The sequence below is a fragment of the Mycobacterium sp. 050134 genome, from assembly GCF_036409085.1.
Taxonomy (GTDB): domain Bacteria; phylum Actinomycetota; class Actinomycetes; order Mycobacteriales; family Mycobacteriaceae; genus Mycobacterium.
This window is the reverse complement of record NZ_JAZGLV010000006.1, coordinates 169,021-183,729: the sequence shown is the minus strand read 5'-3', so window position 1 is coordinate 183,729 and position 14,709 is coordinate 169,021. Positions and strand designations below refer to the sequence as shown.

The 14,709-nt window shown below is 71.0% G+C and carries 15 protein-coding genes; 7 read left to right on the top strand and 8 right to left on the bottom strand.

From position 1 onward, the window contains the following. The first annotated feature begins 36 nt into the window (after positions 1 to 36). The gene (locus tag SKC42_RS09330; protein WP_330964015.1) at positions 37 to 747 is read left to right on the top strand and encodes an NUDIX hydrolase; all 711 of its coding nucleotides are present in this window, start codon (positions 37 to 39) and stop codon (positions 745 to 747) included. A 138-nt stretch (positions 748 to 885) separates the two neighbouring features. Further along, complete coding sequence (locus SKC42_RS09325) at positions 886 to 2,226, top strand: lipase family protein (protein WP_330964014.1); 1,341 nt, start codon at positions 886 to 888, stop codon at positions 2,224 to 2,226. Here the strand turns inward: SKC42_RS09325 and SKC42_RS09320 are convergent. From SKC42_RS09320 to bioB, 3 genes are read right to left on the bottom strand one after another with little or no spacing between them, the layout of a single operon-like run. Continuing rightward, positions 2,221 to 2,850 carry a DUF2567 domain-containing protein gene (locus SKC42_RS09320; protein WP_330964013.1) on the bottom strand — a complete coding sequence of 210 codons (630 nt, stop codon included), beginning with the start codon at positions 2,848 to 2,850 and terminating at the stop codon, positions 2,221 to 2,223. The two genes, SKC42_RS09325 and SKC42_RS09320, sit on opposite strands and share 6 nt — an antisense overlap. Continuing rightward, on the bottom strand, positions 2,847 to 3,083 hold the full coding sequence (gene bsaP, locus SKC42_RS09315; RefSeq protein ID WP_330964087.1) for a biotin synthase auxiliary protein BsaP: 237 nt from the start codon (positions 3,081 to 3,083) through the stop codon (positions 2,847 to 2,849). The genes SKC42_RS09320 and bsaP overlap by 4 nt, the downstream gene beginning before the upstream one ends. A gap of 4 nt (positions 3,084 to 3,087) precedes the next feature. Continuing rightward, positions 3,088 to 4,122, bottom strand: coding sequence for a biotin synthase BioB (gene bioB, locus SKC42_RS09310; protein ID WP_330964012.1), 1,035 nt, complete (start codon positions 4,120 to 4,122; stop codon positions 3,088 to 3,090). 180 nt (positions 4,123 to 4,302) lie between these two features. On the opposite strand from bioB, the gene SKC42_RS09305 reads away from it, so the two are divergent. The 4 genes from SKC42_RS09305 to SKC42_RS09290 all read left to right on the top strand — a co-directional run bounded on the left by SKC42_RS09305 (position 4,303) and on the right by SKC42_RS09290 (position 8,162). After that, on the top strand, positions 4,303 to 4,503 hold the full coding sequence (locus SKC42_RS09305; RefSeq protein WP_330964086.1) for a hypothetical protein: 201 nt from the start codon (positions 4,303 to 4,305) through the stop codon (positions 4,501 to 4,503). Positions 4,504 to 4,599: 96 nt separating this feature from the next. Beyond that, positions 4,600 to 6,432: a hypothetical protein gene (locus tag SKC42_RS09300; protein WP_330964011.1), complete on the top strand. Its 1,833-nt coding sequence runs from the start codon at positions 4,600 to 4,602 to the stop codon at positions 6,430 to 6,432. A gap of 3 nt (positions 6,433 to 6,435) precedes the next feature. After that, the gene (locus tag SKC42_RS09295; protein WP_330964010.1) at positions 6,436 to 6,810 is read left to right on the top strand and encodes a hypothetical protein; all 375 of its coding nucleotides are present in this window, start codon (positions 6,436 to 6,438) and stop codon (positions 6,808 to 6,810) included. Then, entirely contained in the window at positions 6,807 to 8,162 is a 1,356-nt protein-coding gene (locus tag SKC42_RS09290) for a hypothetical protein (protein ID WP_442932063.1), read from the top strand. Before SKC42_RS09295 ends, SKC42_RS09290 begins: the two co-directional genes overlap by 4 nt. 82 nt (positions 8,163 to 8,244) lie before the next feature. On the opposite strand, the gene SKC42_RS09285 is transcribed toward SKC42_RS09290, so the two are convergent. Genes SKC42_RS09285 through SKC42_RS09265 form a run of 5 tightly spaced genes read right to left on the bottom strand, consistent with a single transcriptional unit; the run spans position 8,245 to position 13,428 of the window. Then, a complete protein-coding gene (locus SKC42_RS09285) occupies positions 8,245 to 8,760 on the bottom strand; it encodes a 2'-5' RNA ligase family protein (protein WP_330964009.1) in 516 nt (171 codons plus the stop codon). Continuing rightward, positions 8,760 to 9,440, bottom strand: coding sequence for a dethiobiotin synthase (gene bioD, locus SKC42_RS09280; protein WP_330964008.1), 681 nt, complete (start codon positions 9,438 to 9,440; stop codon positions 8,760 to 8,762). The genes SKC42_RS09285 and bioD overlap by 1 nt, the downstream gene beginning before the upstream one ends. After that, positions 9,437 to 10,594: an 8-amino-7-oxononanoate synthase gene (locus SKC42_RS09275; RefSeq protein WP_330964007.1), complete on the bottom strand. Its 1,158-nt coding sequence runs from the start codon at positions 10,592 to 10,594 to the stop codon at positions 9,437 to 9,439. Before SKC42_RS09275 ends, bioD begins: the two co-directional genes overlap by 4 nt. Positions 10,595 to 10,643: 49 nt before the next feature. Further along, positions 10,644 to 12,032: a PE family protein gene (locus tag SKC42_RS09270; protein ID WP_330964006.1), complete on the bottom strand. Its 1,389-nt coding sequence runs from the start codon at positions 12,030 to 12,032 to the stop codon at positions 10,644 to 10,646. A gap of 55 nt (positions 12,033 to 12,087) precedes the next feature. Continuing rightward, positions 12,088 to 13,428, bottom strand: a complete 1,341-nt coding sequence (locus tag SKC42_RS09265) for a PE family protein (RefSeq protein WP_330964005.1) — start codon at positions 13,426 to 13,428, stop codon at positions 12,088 to 12,090. A 762-nt stretch (positions 13,429 to 14,190) separates the two neighbouring features. Here SKC42_RS09265 and SKC42_RS09260 point away from each other — a divergent pair. Beyond that, positions 14,191 to 14,451: a hypothetical protein gene (locus SKC42_RS09260; protein ID WP_330964004.1), complete on the top strand. Its 261-nt coding sequence runs from the start codon at positions 14,191 to 14,193 to the stop codon at positions 14,449 to 14,451. Positions 14,452 to 14,709: the final 258 nt, after the last annotated feature.

The following is a 14,709-nucleotide window of genomic DNA, read 5'->3' as shown; positions in this document are numbered from 1 at the left end:
TTCAGCCCGAGAGGTTTTCGACTTATAATCGAAAACATGCGCCATACTAGCACTGAACACGAGGTGCTTGCGGTGGTGTTTCAGGTCCGCCAGGTGACGCCCGGCCCCAGAGCACAGAAACCGCAGCTGAACGTCCTGCTATGGCAACGTGCCCAGGAACCGCAGGAGGGTTCCTGGGCGCTGCCGGGCGGGCGGCTGCGCACTGACGAGGACATGACCACGTCGGTGCTGCGCCAATTGGCCGAAAAGGTGGATCTCAAAGAGTTGGCCCACCTCGAGCAACTGGCGGTCTTCTCCGACCCGCACCGGGTGCCGGGCTCGCGGACGATCGCCTCGACCTTCCTCGGGCTCGTGCCCTCCCCCGCCACGCCCGAGCTGCCCCCGGACACCCGCTGGCATCCGGTCAATTCGCTGCCGCCCATGGCGTTCGACCACGGCACCATGGTGGCCCATGCGCGCGCCCGGCTGGTCGCCAAACTGTCCTACACCAACCTCGGGTTCGCCTTGGCGCCAAGGGAATTCGCACTCTCGACGCTGCGTGACATCTACGGCGCCGCGTTGGGCTATCAAGTCGACGCGACAAACCTGCAACGGGTGCTGGCGCGCCGCGGGGTGATCTCGCCGACGGGCACCGTCGCCCAGTCCGGGCGCAGCGGCGGCCGGCCCGCCGCGCTGTACCACTTCACCGACTCGCTGCTGCGGGTCACCGACGAATTCGCCGCGCTCCGGCCGCCCGGCCAGCCCTGAGAGGACCGGAAAAACGCCCTCCGATGACGGGTCCGGCCTGCGCGCCGCCCCCAGGAAGTAGCTCACAGCACGGCGATTACGTTTTGGCTACCACCCGTTCATGCGCGAGAATGCCGGTTGGCCCTGAAGGGAGCCTCAATGGTCGAGCTCGGCAATCTGGCGGACAACCGCGGCGCGCAGTGGATCGGTCAGCCGCCGCATGAGGAGCTGCAACGCAAGGTGCGCCCGCTGCTGCCCTCCGACGACCCGTTCTACCAGCCACCGCTCGGCTACCAGCACGCCGAGCCGGGCACGGTCCTGCGGTCGCGCGACGTCGAGCTGGCGTTCTTGGGCCTGATCCCGCAGCCCGTCAAGGCGGTGCAGCTGCTCTACCGGACGATGGACATGAACGGCGAACCCGAGGCGACCGTCACCACGGTCATCGTGCCGGCGGAGCTGGCCCCGGAACGCCCCTGCCCGCTGCTGTCGTACCAATGCGCGATCGACGCCATGTCGTCGCGCTGTTTCCCGTCGTACGCGCTGCGGAGGCGGGCGAAGGCGCTCGGGTCCGTGGGCCAATTGGAGCTGCTGCTGATCGCCGCCGCGGTCGCCGAGGGGTGGGCCGTGTCGGTGCCCGACCACGAGGGCCTGCGGGGCATGTGGGGTGCTCCCTACGAACCGGGCTACCGCACGCTCGACGGGATCCGCGCGGCGCTGGGCTCCGAACGGCTCGGCCTGTCCCCGTCGGCGCCCATCGGGCTGTGGGGCTACTCCGGCGGCGGCCTGGCCAGCGCCTGGGCGGCGGAGATGTGCGGCGCGTACGCGCCCGAGCTGGACATCGTCGGCGCGGTGCTGGGTTCGCCCGTGGGCGACCTCGGCCACACGTTCCGCCGCCTCAACGGCAGCTTCCTGGCGGGCCTGCCCGCCCTGGTGGTGGCGGCGCTCGCGCACGCCTACCCCGACCTGGACCGGGTCATCAGGGAGCACACCAACGAGGAGGGCCGCGCCCTGCTCGAGTCGCTGGAGGACATGACGACCGTGGAGGCGGTCGTGCGGATGGCCGGCAAGGACATGGGCGACTACCTCGACGAGCCGCTCGACGACATCCTGTCAACGCCCGAGGTGACCTACGTCTTCGACCACATCAAGCTCGGCGCCGCGGTGCCGACGCCGCCGGTGCTGATCGTGCAGGCTGTGCATGACTACCTGATCAGCGTCGACGACATCGACGAGCTCGCCGACGCCTATTCCGCCGGGGGCGCCAGGGTGACCTACCACCGGGACGCCTTCAACGAGCACATGCTCCTGCACCCGCTGTCCGCCCCGATGACCCTGCGCTGGCTGACCGACCGGTTCGACCGCCGCCCGCTGACCGAGCACCTGATCAGGACGACCTGGCCAACGATGTTCAACCCGATGACCTACGTCGGCATGGCGCGGCTGGCCAAGATTGCGGCCAAGGTCATCACCGGCCGGAGCATCCACCGCCGACCGCTATGAGACGGCCGCTTCGGGCTCAATGGGCCCGGGCGTGACGTGCGCCGGAAGGGCACCCAGGTCGTCGCGCACGTCCGAGGCCGCCAGCACGGCGTAGACCAGGGCTGCGATGGCGACCGGCCAGCCCAGGGTCGCCGCCGCCTGCAGCGGCTGGTCGGAGAAGAACACCGGCGGCGCCTCGATGACGTAGGCCACCGCGGGTTTGCCCACCAGCGGAACCGCATCGACGTCCAGGGCCCCGTAGCCCAGCCGGACCAGCACGGCCCCGACCGCCGAGGCGGCCGCCGCCGCGACCAGCATCCCGACCGACAGGCCGACAACCATGCCCGGCCCGCGGTGATCGCGCCACTGCCACACCAGGACCGCCCCCACCACCGCCAGCACAGTCAGCAAGCCGAGCATCAGGCAGGGCGCGTCGAAGAAGTGCTCGGACTCGTTGCCCAGGTAGTCGTGAACGCGCTCGCCGGCGCGGGTGATGGCCACCACCGCGTGGATGGGCGGTGCGATCCACGCCCACACCCCGCCGAGCAGTGCGCCGACCACCGACAGGCCGAGGCCGGCGAGCAGGATCGCGCGGGCCCGCGGCGCGCCGGTCACCCGGGCCGGCGGAGTCGGCTGTGCGGTCATCGCCGCGCCTCGAGATCGGCCGAATCGACCTGGCCGTGCCGCGAGCATTGCGCGTGCCACCCGTCGGGCCGGACCTGCACCACCATCCGGCGCCCGCACTGCGCGCAGAACCGGGGCGGCTCCAGGCCCAGCTGGGCGGCCGTGGGCATCGCCGTTCCCCCCAGTTCCCCGGTGTAGACGTTGTACACACCGGCGCTGACCGCAGCGCCCAAGTCGTGACCCACGGTTCCCAGTCTCTTAGAGGGTGGCGTTGAGGGCCTTGATCGGCATCTGTAGGTCGTCGAGCAACCCCAGGTCGGCCTCGGCGGGCCGGCCGAGCGTGGTCAGGTAGTTGCCGACGATCACGGCGTTGATGCCGCCGAGCATGCCCTGCTTCGCGCCGAGGTCACCCAGCGTGATCTCGCGGCCCCCGGCAAAGCGCAGGATGGTCCGCGGCAACGCGAGCCGGAAGGCGGCCACCGACTTCAGCGCCTCGGTGGCCGGCATGACCTCGAGGTCGCCGAACGGCGTCCCGGGCCGCGGATTGAGGAAGTTGAGCGGCACCTCGTCCGGGCCGAGCTCGGCCAGCTCCGCCGCGAATTCGGCGCGCTGCTCCAGCGTCTCCCCCATGCCGAGGATGCCGCCACAGCAGACCTCCATGCCGGCGTCACGCACCATCGACAGCGTGTCCCAGCGCTCTTCCCAGGTGTGGGTCGTGACGACGTTGGTGAAGAACGAGCGCGCGGTCTCCAGGTTGTGGTTGTAGCGGTGCACGCCCATCGCGGCGAGCCGCTCCACCTGTTCGGCAGTGAGCATCCCCAGCGAGCAGGCCACGTTGATCTCGACCTCGTTGCGGATGGCCTCGATGCCGGCGGCCACCTGGGCCATCAGCCGCTCGTCGGGGCCGCGCACGGCGGCGACGATGCAGAACTCCGTGGCGCCCGACTTGGCGGTCTGCTTGGCGGCCTCCACCAGGCTCGGGATGTCCAGCCGGGCGCTGCGCACCGGCGAGGCGAACAGCCCGGACTGGGAGCAGAAGTGGCAGTCCTCGGGGCAACCGCCGGTCTTGAGGCTGATGATGCCCTCGACCTCCACCTCGGGCCCGCACCAGCGCATCCGCACCTCGTGGGCCAGCGCCAGCAGCTCGTCGAGGCGGTCGTCGGGCAAGTGCAGTACCTGCAGTATCTGCTCCCGGCTCAGCCCCTCACCGCGCTCGAGGACCTGCTGCCGGGCTTCGGCCAGGATGTCCGTGTCGTCGGCGCCGGTCGTGGGTCGAGTTGCCGCTTGAGTCACCAGGTATTCCCCTGCCTCTTTGTCCGTCGGCACGCAGCCGCACCCGCCACCTGAGTCGTGGCGCCTGAATAAAACGGTTCAAAGTAGGGTAACGGCCGCTCAACAAGGGGTCATTGGGGGTATGCCAGCACAGTGCGTGATCCGTTGATCGACCCACACGTCACGATCGTGGCGCATCACATGATCCTGCTGGCGATCCCCGCGTTCCTGCCGGCGATCATCGTCGTCGCCGTGATCCTCTACGTCGCGTTGCGTGATCGCCGGGGCGGCCGGCGTCCGCCGGTTTTGCGGACCGTCGACCAGCCCGAGGACGGGGCACCGCCCGATTCCGGTGGCAAACCGGGCGAGTCGGACCAGCGAACCGGCGCGCCCGAAAACTAACTTGATTGATCGGACCTCAATCCGGGCATTCCGGTTCCTGCAAGCTGGATCACATCTCCCCGGATCGAACGGGCACGGTTGGGAGGGGTACGACAAATGGGACCGACTCAGCTCACGTATGTTGCGGAGCCATCGGCGCGCGGCGCCGGACTCAACCAGGTGATCGGTCTATCGATCGCCGCGCTGGTCGTCACGTTGCTCATGCTGTGGGTGGGACACGCGCACCGCACCCGTGGCATCCAGTGGCTGGCCCGCCTCGCCGACAAGCTGGGTGAGAAGTTCAACCGGCCGTCCTGGGTCGCCCTTCCCGTGATGGTGTTCACCACATTCATCATCTGTGCCCTGTTCGGGTTCATCTGGGATGTCAGCTGGCACATCGGCAACGGCCGCGACCCCGGCCCCCTGGCCAATCCGGCCCACTACTTCATCATCATCGGCCTGTTCGGCGTCTTCCTCGCGGGAGCGCTGGCGATCGTGCTGCCCTACGACAATCCCGGCCCGGCATCCGTCCGCATCACCGAGAACTGGCACGCGCCCGTGGGCGGCGTCCTGATGGCCGGCTGCGGGCTCTACGCGCTTATCGGCTTCCCCCTCGACGACATCTGGCACCGCATCTTCGGCCAGGACGTCACCCTGTGGGGGCCCACGCACCTGATGATGATCGGCGGGGCCGGGCTGTCGCTGTTCTCCGTGCTGATGCTCGAGTACGAGGGCGGCCGCGCGCTGCCCGAACCCCCCGCCGAACGCCCCTTCGTGCGATTCCTGCGCTACCTGTCCCTGGGTGGCCTGCTGATCGGCCTGTCCGTCTATCAGATCGAGTACGACTTCGGCGTCGAGCAGTTCCGCCTCGTGCTGCAGCCGATGATGATCGCCGTGGTCGCCTCGCTCGGGCTGGTGGTGGCCCGCATCACGATGGGACGAGGCGCGGCCATCATCGCAGCCCTGTTCGCGATCGCGCTGCGCGGCGCCGTCGCCCTGATGGTCGGGCCCGTCCTGGGGGCCCCGACCAACTGGTTCCCCCTCTACCTCGGCCCGGCACTGGTCGTGGAGGCCCTGGCGTTCACCCCGTTGTTCAAGCGCCCCATGGTCTTCGGCGCGGTCGCCGGCCTGGGTATCGGCACCGTCGGGCTGTGGCTGGAATCGCTCTGGATCGACAGCGTCTACCACTACCCGTGGCCCACGAACATGTGGGGTGAGGCGCTGGCGATGGCGGTGCCGGCCGCGGTGCTGGCCGGTGCCTGCGGCGCCATGATGGGCATGGTCCTCACCGGACAGCGCCTGCCCGACCGCAAGATCGGCATCTCCCTCGTCGCGCTGACCGTGCTGGCGATCGGCGGCGCGGTGGCCAACGGGCTGCACATCGTGGTGCCCAAGCAGGACACCGCGACGATCTCCCTGACGGAACTGCCCACCGCCCCCGGGCAGCGGATGGTCTCGGCCGACGTCCAACTCACGCCGCCCACCATGGTGCGCGACCACCCGGAGTGGCTGACCATCCTGTCGTGGCAGGGCCGCATGGAGAACCACCGCGGGCTGATCATCGACCACCTCGAGAAGGTCGGGCCGGGCCACTACCGGTCCACCCAGCCGGTGCCCGTCTGGGGAGATTGGAAGACGCTTTTGCGGGTCCAGGACGGCTACACGATGACGGCCGTGCCGATCTTCGAGCCGGCCGATGACGCCATTCCAGCGGCCGAGGTGCCCGCCCTGGCGTCCAGCACCCGGCCGTTCGTGCAGGAGATCACGATCCTGCAGCGCGAGCGCGACCTCGGCGCCCCGACTTGGTTGTTCACCGCCGGCTCGATCCTGGTGCTGATCTTCACGCTCGTGGTGATCGCCGGCCTGACGTGGGGCGCCGGCCGCCTCAACCGGGCTGTGCTCGAGCCCGAGCCGGTCGAGCCGAAGCAGCCACTGCCCCGGGCGGCGTGAGCCATGGCGATCCGTGACACCCTGGTCGCGACGTGGGTGGCGGCCCTGGCCTGCGGCCTGGTCGCCTGCGGCGGCTCCCAGAACCGATCGCAGACCCCCTCGCCGGGGGCTGGACCAGACGTCACCGTCACCATCGCCAAGGGGCAGGTAACGCCGACCAACGCCACGCTGCAGGCCAAGGTGCACCAGCCCATCACGCTGACCGTCACCAGCGACGCCCCCGACGAGCTGCACGTGCATTCGGTGCCCGACCACAAGTTCGAGGTCGCCGCGGCGCCCGACCAGAAATTCCAGTTCAGCGTCGACGTGCCCGGCAACGTCGAGGTCGAGCTGCATCACCTGGACCGTACGATCGCGACCATTCAAGTCCAGCCGTGAGCGCCGTCGGCGCGACGGCAATTCTCGCGCACGGCCTGGGCGGCTCCGGTGATCTCCCGGTGCCGTACATGTACGCGATGGTCGGCGCGGCGTGGGCGCTGACGTTCACGTTCGCGCTGGTGGCGTTCGCGTGGCGGCGGCCGCGCTTCGACCCGCGCAAGCCCGGCCGGGCGCTGCCTGCCGCGATCACCCGGTTCGTCGACGCCCGCGCGACCCGCCGGACGGCGGCCGGTGTGACGCTCGTGTTCGCGGTCTGGGTGGTGCTGGCCGGCGTGTGGGGGCCGCAGTCGCAGACCAACGCCCTGCTGGGGGTCTTCTACGTGCTGCTCTGGGTGGGGCTGGTGGCGCTGTCGCTGGTGGTTGGGCCGGTCTGGCGGGTGCTCTCCCCGATGCGCACGGGATACCTGCTGGCCCGGCGCGCCCTGCCCGGGCGGCCCCGCCTCACCTACCCCGAGGCCTGGGGCTATCGGCCCGCGGCGCTGGGCCTGTTCACGTTCGTGTGGATGGAGCTGGCCAGCCCGAATTCGGCGTCGCTGCCGCTGGTCGACGGGTGGCTGCTGGCCTATGCCGTGGCGATGCTGGGCGGCGCGTGGCTGTGCGGGCAGCGGTGGCTGGCCCGCGCCGACCCCTTCGGCGTGTACAGCATGGCGGTGTCCCGCCTCTCCCCGTTTCGCCGGAGCCCGGAGACCGGGGAAATCGTCATCGGAAGCCCGCTCGACCACCTGCCGTCGCTGCCCGTGCGACCCGGCGTCGTCGTGGTGCTGGCGGTGTTGCTCGGGTCGACGGCGTTCGACAGCTTCTCGTCGTCGCCCACCTGGCGTGGGTTCGCCGACAGCGCGTCGCGCGTCGTCGGCCTCGGTCCTGCGGTCTCATCGTCGCTGCTGCGGACCGCCGGCCTGATCGTCTTCATTTCGGTTGTGGCGCTGACGTTTTCGCTCGCGGCGCGCGCGACCGGCGGCGTGGACCGGGAGCAACGGCGCGCGCTGCCCGGCCGGCTGGCGCACTCGCTGATCCCGATCGTGGTCGGCTACATCTTCGCGCACTACCTGTCCTACCTCGTCGAGCGCGGGCAGCAGGCCGTGATCAGCCTGGCCGACCCGTTGGGCCGGGGGTGGAACCCGCTGGGGCTGGCGCATCAACAGGTGGCCTACGTGCTGTCGACGCACCCGCCGGTGCTGGCGGCGATCAAGGTCAGCTGCGTCGTCGTCGGGCACATCGTCGCCGTGGTCGCAGCGCACGACAAGGCGCTGCGCCTGCTGCCGGCCGGCCATCAACTGACCGGCCAGCTGACGATGATGCTGGTCATGGTCTGCTACACCTTCACCGGCCTGTACCTGCTCTTCGGTGGCTAGCTGCCGGCGGGCGCCCGGCTGGCCGGGCGCTCGGGCTCTACTGCCCGGCAGGACGGGCGCTCGGGCTAGATGAGCGCTCGGGCTAGATGAGGTAGTCCACCTTCGCGTCGCCGTCCCAGCGCCGCAGCGCGGCGAGGCTGCCCACGATCTCCGGCGGGCGTCCGCCGACGCGCAGCGCGCGCTCCAGCGCCGGCCCCTCCACGCGACGGGCCAGGGTGACGTGCGGGGTCCAGCGGCCGGGCAGGCTGTTGGGCGCCGGCTCGGGCAGCAACCACGCGCGGCAGGCGTCGTGCACCCGCGCGTGCAGGTCGAGCAGCGCCGCCGTGGGGACGAGCAGCCTCGCCAGGATCGCGCCGGACCGCCCGAGCAGCAGCGGGGCGCCGACGATGCAGGGCAGCGGGAGGCGCGCGGCCAGCGGCCGCAGCAGCGCGTCGGCGTCGTCGGCGATGCGGTCGGCGACGGCGAGGGTCACGTGCGGGCGCCCAGGCGGTGTGCGGATGGAATCGCCCGGCTCACCGGGGGCGGCCAGGCCATCCCAGATCCGGCGGATCGCCGCCTCGGTGCCGGGGTCGAAGAGCAACTCGATTGAGTGCACCATCAGCCCGCCAGCGCGGTCACCCAGTCGCGGTCGAACGCCGCCGCGCTCATCGCCGCGAACCGCTCCGCCCCCAGCGCCGCCGCCCCGGCGGGCAGCGCCGCGCGCACCGTCCCCAGGCGCTCGAGCACCGACCGATTCGAGGCCTCCACCACCCCGGGGCGCGCCGGCCAACTCCCGATGACCAATCCGGCGCACGAAACCTCCCGCGCGGCAAGGGCCTCCAGCGTCAACGCGGTGTGGTTGAGGGTGCCCAGACCCGCGCCCGCGACCACCAACGCCGCGGCACCCAGGTCGACCGCGAGGTCACGCACGGTGACGCCGCGGGCGCCCAATTCGACCAGCAGCCCGCCGGCGCCCTCGACCAAGGTCAGCCGCCCCGGGCGGTCCAGCCCCTCGATGAGCCGCAGCAGCTCGTCGCGGGTGGGCAGGGGCAGCCCCGCCCGCTCGGCCGCGGCGGCCGGCGCCATCGGCTCGGGGTACCTGGCGAGACCGGCCAGGTCGGCCACGCCGGACAGGCGGCCCACCTCGGCCAGGTCGTCATCGCCGGAGTCCGTGCCAGTCTGGACAGGTTTGCACACGGCCACGTCGACGCCGGCCCGACGGGCGCACGAGGCCAGCGCCGCGGTGACGATGGTCTTGCCGACCCCGGTTCCGGTGCCCGTAATGACCAGAACGGTCAACGCCGCGCCGCCAGCACGCCCGTCAGCACCCGGCGCGCAAAGTCCACGTCGGCGTCGTCCAGCGACGCCCGCGCGGTCAGGCGCAGCCGCGAGGTTCCGGCGGGCACGGTCGGCGGCCGGAAGCAGCCGACCTTCACGCCGGCGTCCAGGCACGCGGCGGCGGCGGCCACGGCCACCTCCGGGTCGCCCAGGATCACCGACACCACCGCCGACTGCGGCACCTCGGCCACGCCGCAGATCCCGGCCAGCTCGCCGGCCCGGCGCAACACCGCGTCCGGGCGCCACGGCTGCGCCCGCAGCACGCCGAGCGCGGCCCGCGCGGCGCCGACCGCCGCCGGGGCCAGGCCGGTGTCGAAGATGAACGTCCGGGCCGCGTCGATGAGGTGCGCGCGCACCGCCGCGGGCCCCAGCACCGCGCCGCCCTGGCTGCCCAGCGCCTTGGACAGCGTCGTCGTCATCACCACGTCGGGCGCACCGGCCAGGCCGGCCTCGTGCAGCAGCCCGCGGCCGCCGCCGCGGACGCCCAGGCCGTGCGCCTCGTCGACCAGCAGCACCGCGCGGTGGCGGCGGCAGACCTCGTGCAACTCCCGCAGGGGCGCGAGCGCGCCGTCGGCGCTGAACACCGATTCGGTGATGACGAGGGCGCGGTCCTCCGTGCGGGCAGCCAGGGCGGCTTCGACCGCCGCGACGTTGCGGTGCGGGGTGACGGCCACGCGGGCCCGCGACAGCCGGCAGGCGTCGATGAGCGACGCGTGCGCGTACTGGTCGGACACCAGCAGCGAGCCGGGGCCGGACAGGCCGACCACGGCCCCCATGTTGGCGGTGTATCCCGAGGAGAACAGCAGTCCGGAGGCGGCCCCCACGAACCCGGCGAGCTCGTCCTCGAACTCCTCGTGCAGTTCGGTGTCGCCGGTGACCAGCCGGGAGCCGGTGGCGCCGGCGCCCCAGACCCGCAACGCGGCGACACCGGCCTCGATCACATCGGGGTGCTGGGACAGGCCGAGGTAGTCGTTCGACGCCAGGTCCAGCTCGGTGGCGACGGCGGGACGCGGCCGAAGCGACCGGCGCAGCCCGGCCTCGCGGCGCTGCCTTTCCACCGCCTCCAGCCAGGCCAGCGGAGACGCCTCTACCGGTACCTGGCGGGGGATGTTCATGGACCTAGAGCCTACGAGAACGCGCCACGGCCTCGACGGAGGCCTTTCGCTACACCGTGACGTCGCTGCCGTTGGCTCCCGCCTGGCCGTTGGACGCCGTGCCGTGCCCGGCCGTCCCACCGGTCCCCGCGATGGCCGTCGCCCCGGCGATGGCGTACGCATCGCCACCGGCGCCGCCGTTGCCGCCGACGCCGAGCAGGCCGGTACCCACCCCGCCGGTTCCACCGTTGCCGCCGGTGGTCAGTCCCCCGGCGTAGTCGAAGGCGTCGCCGCCGTGGCCGCCGGCCCCGCCGCTCACCACACCGCTGCCGCCCGTTCCGCCGTTGCCGCCGGTGGCGTGCCCCAGGGTGCCGAACGGGAAATTGCCCATGATCGCGTCGCCGCCGTTACCACCGGCACCGCCCGACGCGAGCGGACCGGTGCCGTTGCCGCCCTGGCCGCCGTCTCCACCGGTAAGAGAGAACCCGAACCCGTCGGCGAATGCGCTCCCGCCGTTGCCGCCGTTGCCGCCGCCGAGCAAGCCGTCTCCGCCGTTCCCACCGATGGCGCCGGCAACGTCGCTGTTTCCGCCATTGCCGCCGGCCCCGCCGAAGCCGACAGAGCTGTTGCCGCCGGCGCCGCCGTTGCCCGGTGTACCGAAGATGTTGATGCTGCCGCCGTTGCCGCCCGCGCCGCCGTTGCCGATCGTGGCCGCGCCACCCACCCCGCCCGCGCCGCCGTTGCCGAGCAGGAACCCGCCGTTGCCACCATTGCCGCCGTTGCCGCCGCCAAGCAGGCCGTTGGCGCCGCCGGCCCCGCCCGCCCCACCGTTGCCGATGAGCAGCGCGTCCCCGCCGTTACCCCCGGCCTGGCCGGCCCCGCCGGGGGCACCGGCCCCGCCGTTGCCGAAGAAGCCGGCGTTGCCCCCGTGCCCGCCGTTGACCCCGTTGCCGCCGTTGCCGAACAACCATCCGCCGTTGTATCCGTTCGGGTGCTCGGGCGTCCCGTTGGCGCCGTTTCCGATGATCCCGCCCGTCAGCTCGATCAGGTTGCCCTGCTGCAGGACGCCGCCGATCTCGTTGATCTGGATGCCGACGTTGGTCAGGTTGTTGCCAATGAGCGGGTCCGCGGCAGTCGCCATCGCCGCGACCGCGGACCGCGCGTCCTGCAAGGGCGACACGTTGGTCGCCTCGGCGGAGGCGTATGAGGTGCCCGCCGCGGCGAGCATCTGCACGAAATTGTTGTGGAACGCCGACGCCTGCGAACCCAACGCCTGAAATTGCAGGCCGACGCCGGAGAACAACGACGCGATCGCTGCGGACACCTCGTCACCCGCCGCCGCGGCCACGGACGTGATGCTCGCCGACGCCTGCCGTTGGGCCACTGAGATAGACGCCCCCAACCCCGACAGGTCCGCCGCCGCCGCCGCCAGCGTGGTCGGCGTTGCAATCACAGCCATCGTCGCCCTCCGACACGCCAGCCGCGGCCGTCACACCATCGCACCCCGAAGCCCCTCACAATCCGTTGGCACCATCGATGGCGATTCCGCCCATGAGATTGATGGCCAGGCCCCCGGTGCCGCCGCCGCCGGGGATCAGCCCGAGTCCGCCGTTGCCCCCGGCACCGCCCGTGACCGTGCCCCCGTTGAGGTAGTTCGTCAGGATGCCCGCGAACAAGTTGTTGACGAGGTTGTCGCTTTCCTGGGCCTCTACATAGAACGGGTGCAGGAAGTTGTAGCCGCCCAGGAAGGCGTTGCCGCCGTTGCCCCCGTTTCCGCCATGGCCGCCGAGCAGGGAGCCGGCGCCGCCGTTGCCTCCGGCGCCGCCGTTCACCGCGAACACGCCGCCCAGGTCGTTGTTGAACACCGAGCCGCCGGTGCCGCCGTTACCGCCGTTGAAACCGTCGCCGCCGTTGCCGCCGGTCCCGGCGAGGAAGATGCCCGAGCCGCCGGTTCCGCCCGTACCGCCCGTGCCGCTTGCGCTGGTGCTGTCACCGCCGGCGCCCCCGTTGCCGGGCTGCGCCATGAAGTCGGTCGGGCCGCCCAGGTGGCCGTAACCGGCGCCACCGCCATGACCGCCGTTGCCGCCGTTACCGACCGAGCTCGCTCCCCCGTTTCCGCCGGCCGCGCCGTCACCGATCAAGAAGCCGCCGGCCCCGCCGTTTCCGCCGTTTCCGCCGGTGCCGGCGTTGAACAAGGTCGTGCCGATGCCGCCCAGCCCACCCACCCCGCCGTTACCCAGCAGCGACGCGTTCCCGCCGTTGCCCCCGGCGGCGCCGGGGCCGCCACTGCCGCCCACGCCACCGTTGCCGAGGAAGCCGGCGTTGCCGCCGTTGCCGCCCGCCACCCCGGCGACCGTCGAGTTCCAGCCGTTGCCGCCGTTGCCCACCAGCAGGCCACCGTTTCCGCCGTTCGGGCTGGCGGCGGTGCCGTCGGCGCCGTTGCCGACCAGCGGCGCCCCGAACACGAGCTGGGTCGGCGCGTTGACCACATTTAGCACCTGCTGCTGCACGGCCGCGGTGGCCCCGTTGACCTGGTTCATCACCGTCTGGGTTGCGGACTGCAACGTCGGAAGGCTGGTCGCCTCGGCGCTGGCGTAGGCGCCGCCGGCGCCGCTCAGGGCCTGCACGAACTGGGCGTGGAACGACGCCGCCTGGGTGCTGAGCGCCTGGAACTGCCGCGCGTAGTCGGAGAACAGCGACGAAATCGCGGCCGACACCTCGTCTCCGGCCGCGGCCACCACCCGGGTGGTCTGGGCCGTCGCCGCGGAGTTTGCCGCGCTGATAGATGAACCGATCCGCGCCGCGTTGGCCGCCGCGGCGGCCAACATGTCCGGCGCCGCGATCAGGTACGACATCGCTGACCTCCGAAGAAATTATCTCGGGGTCGTGCGCCTCCCCACCACGGTCACGATCCACAAGTCCGAGATCCGAATCTAACGGTTCCCATTACGCCTTTCAAAGGATTCGGAAGATTCCTCCGCAGCCCGCGCCGGCCGGTGCGACGGCGGCCAGCAAACCTCGCTTCCCGCCCGCCTCCCCTGCCGCGCGGGCTGCCCCACACGGCGACGAGGCCACGATTCAGCCAGTGGAAAGCTATTTCTCGGCTAGCAACCCCCCGCTTCAGGCGCGGCGCACTAAACGACGGAGAGCGCGGCAGCAAACAAAACACCAGTTTTGCATTTTCGAATAAATGGTACCTAAATTATCAATGGAGCGCCGACATAGAACTTCACGTATACGTACCTTATGAGTCATTTTCGGCGCGGCGCGCCCGGCGCTCACATAACCTCACGTTATGAGCGCGGGACGGGCCGGTTAGCAATTTGCTGAACTCGGGCCCGGCCGGCTCCACGCCGGCCGTCGATCGGGAACGCCTTAGCCTGTCTAACAACCAGATCGACGGGGCGTGCCCGGGCGCCGTGGCGCCGGGCAGGCGCGGCGAGATGGGTTTGCTGGCGAGCCGATGCCCGGCCTTTATTGGACAGGTGTTGAAAATATGTTTCATATGAGTGCCTAATAGGCCAGCGTTCATCACAAATAAATGCGCGAACGGTCGCTGTCTTTGCACATGATCGGGGCACAAGATTTAAACTCATTTCTGACACGGACGGGGGAACATGGATCAGCAAGACTTTCTGATCGCGGTGGGCGCCGCCGCGCAGGATGCGGTCTGGAAGACGCAGCATCCGCTCACGCATCACCTCGCGGAGGACGACCCGCGCCGGGCGCAATACCTGCGCGAATATCAGATGTCGGTGGGCCGCCAGGTGCTTGCCGCGATCGAGAACCTGATGCACAACACTTCCTGCCACCGCGCCGGCGTCAGGAAAAGCGCTCCGTCGATGCCACCGAATGCGGACCTGGGGCTTTCGCGCTAGCACCCCAGCGCTGCGGCGTCGCCCCAACCAGGCGAATGCCCCCGCGAGGCCCCGTCCGGCCCGCCCGGGCCCGTGCCGGTTCGACCGACGGCGTTGATCACGCGAGCCCGGCCCATATTCGTCCCCGGCCGCCGCGATGAAAATTCGCACACAATTTGCGGCCGGGCGACGGTAGTTTCACTCTGTGCCTCCGGCGACGGTCGGCAGTCGATGCTGCGTAATTGGCGTGCGGTGCGCACGGGTGAAGGAGGATCGGTG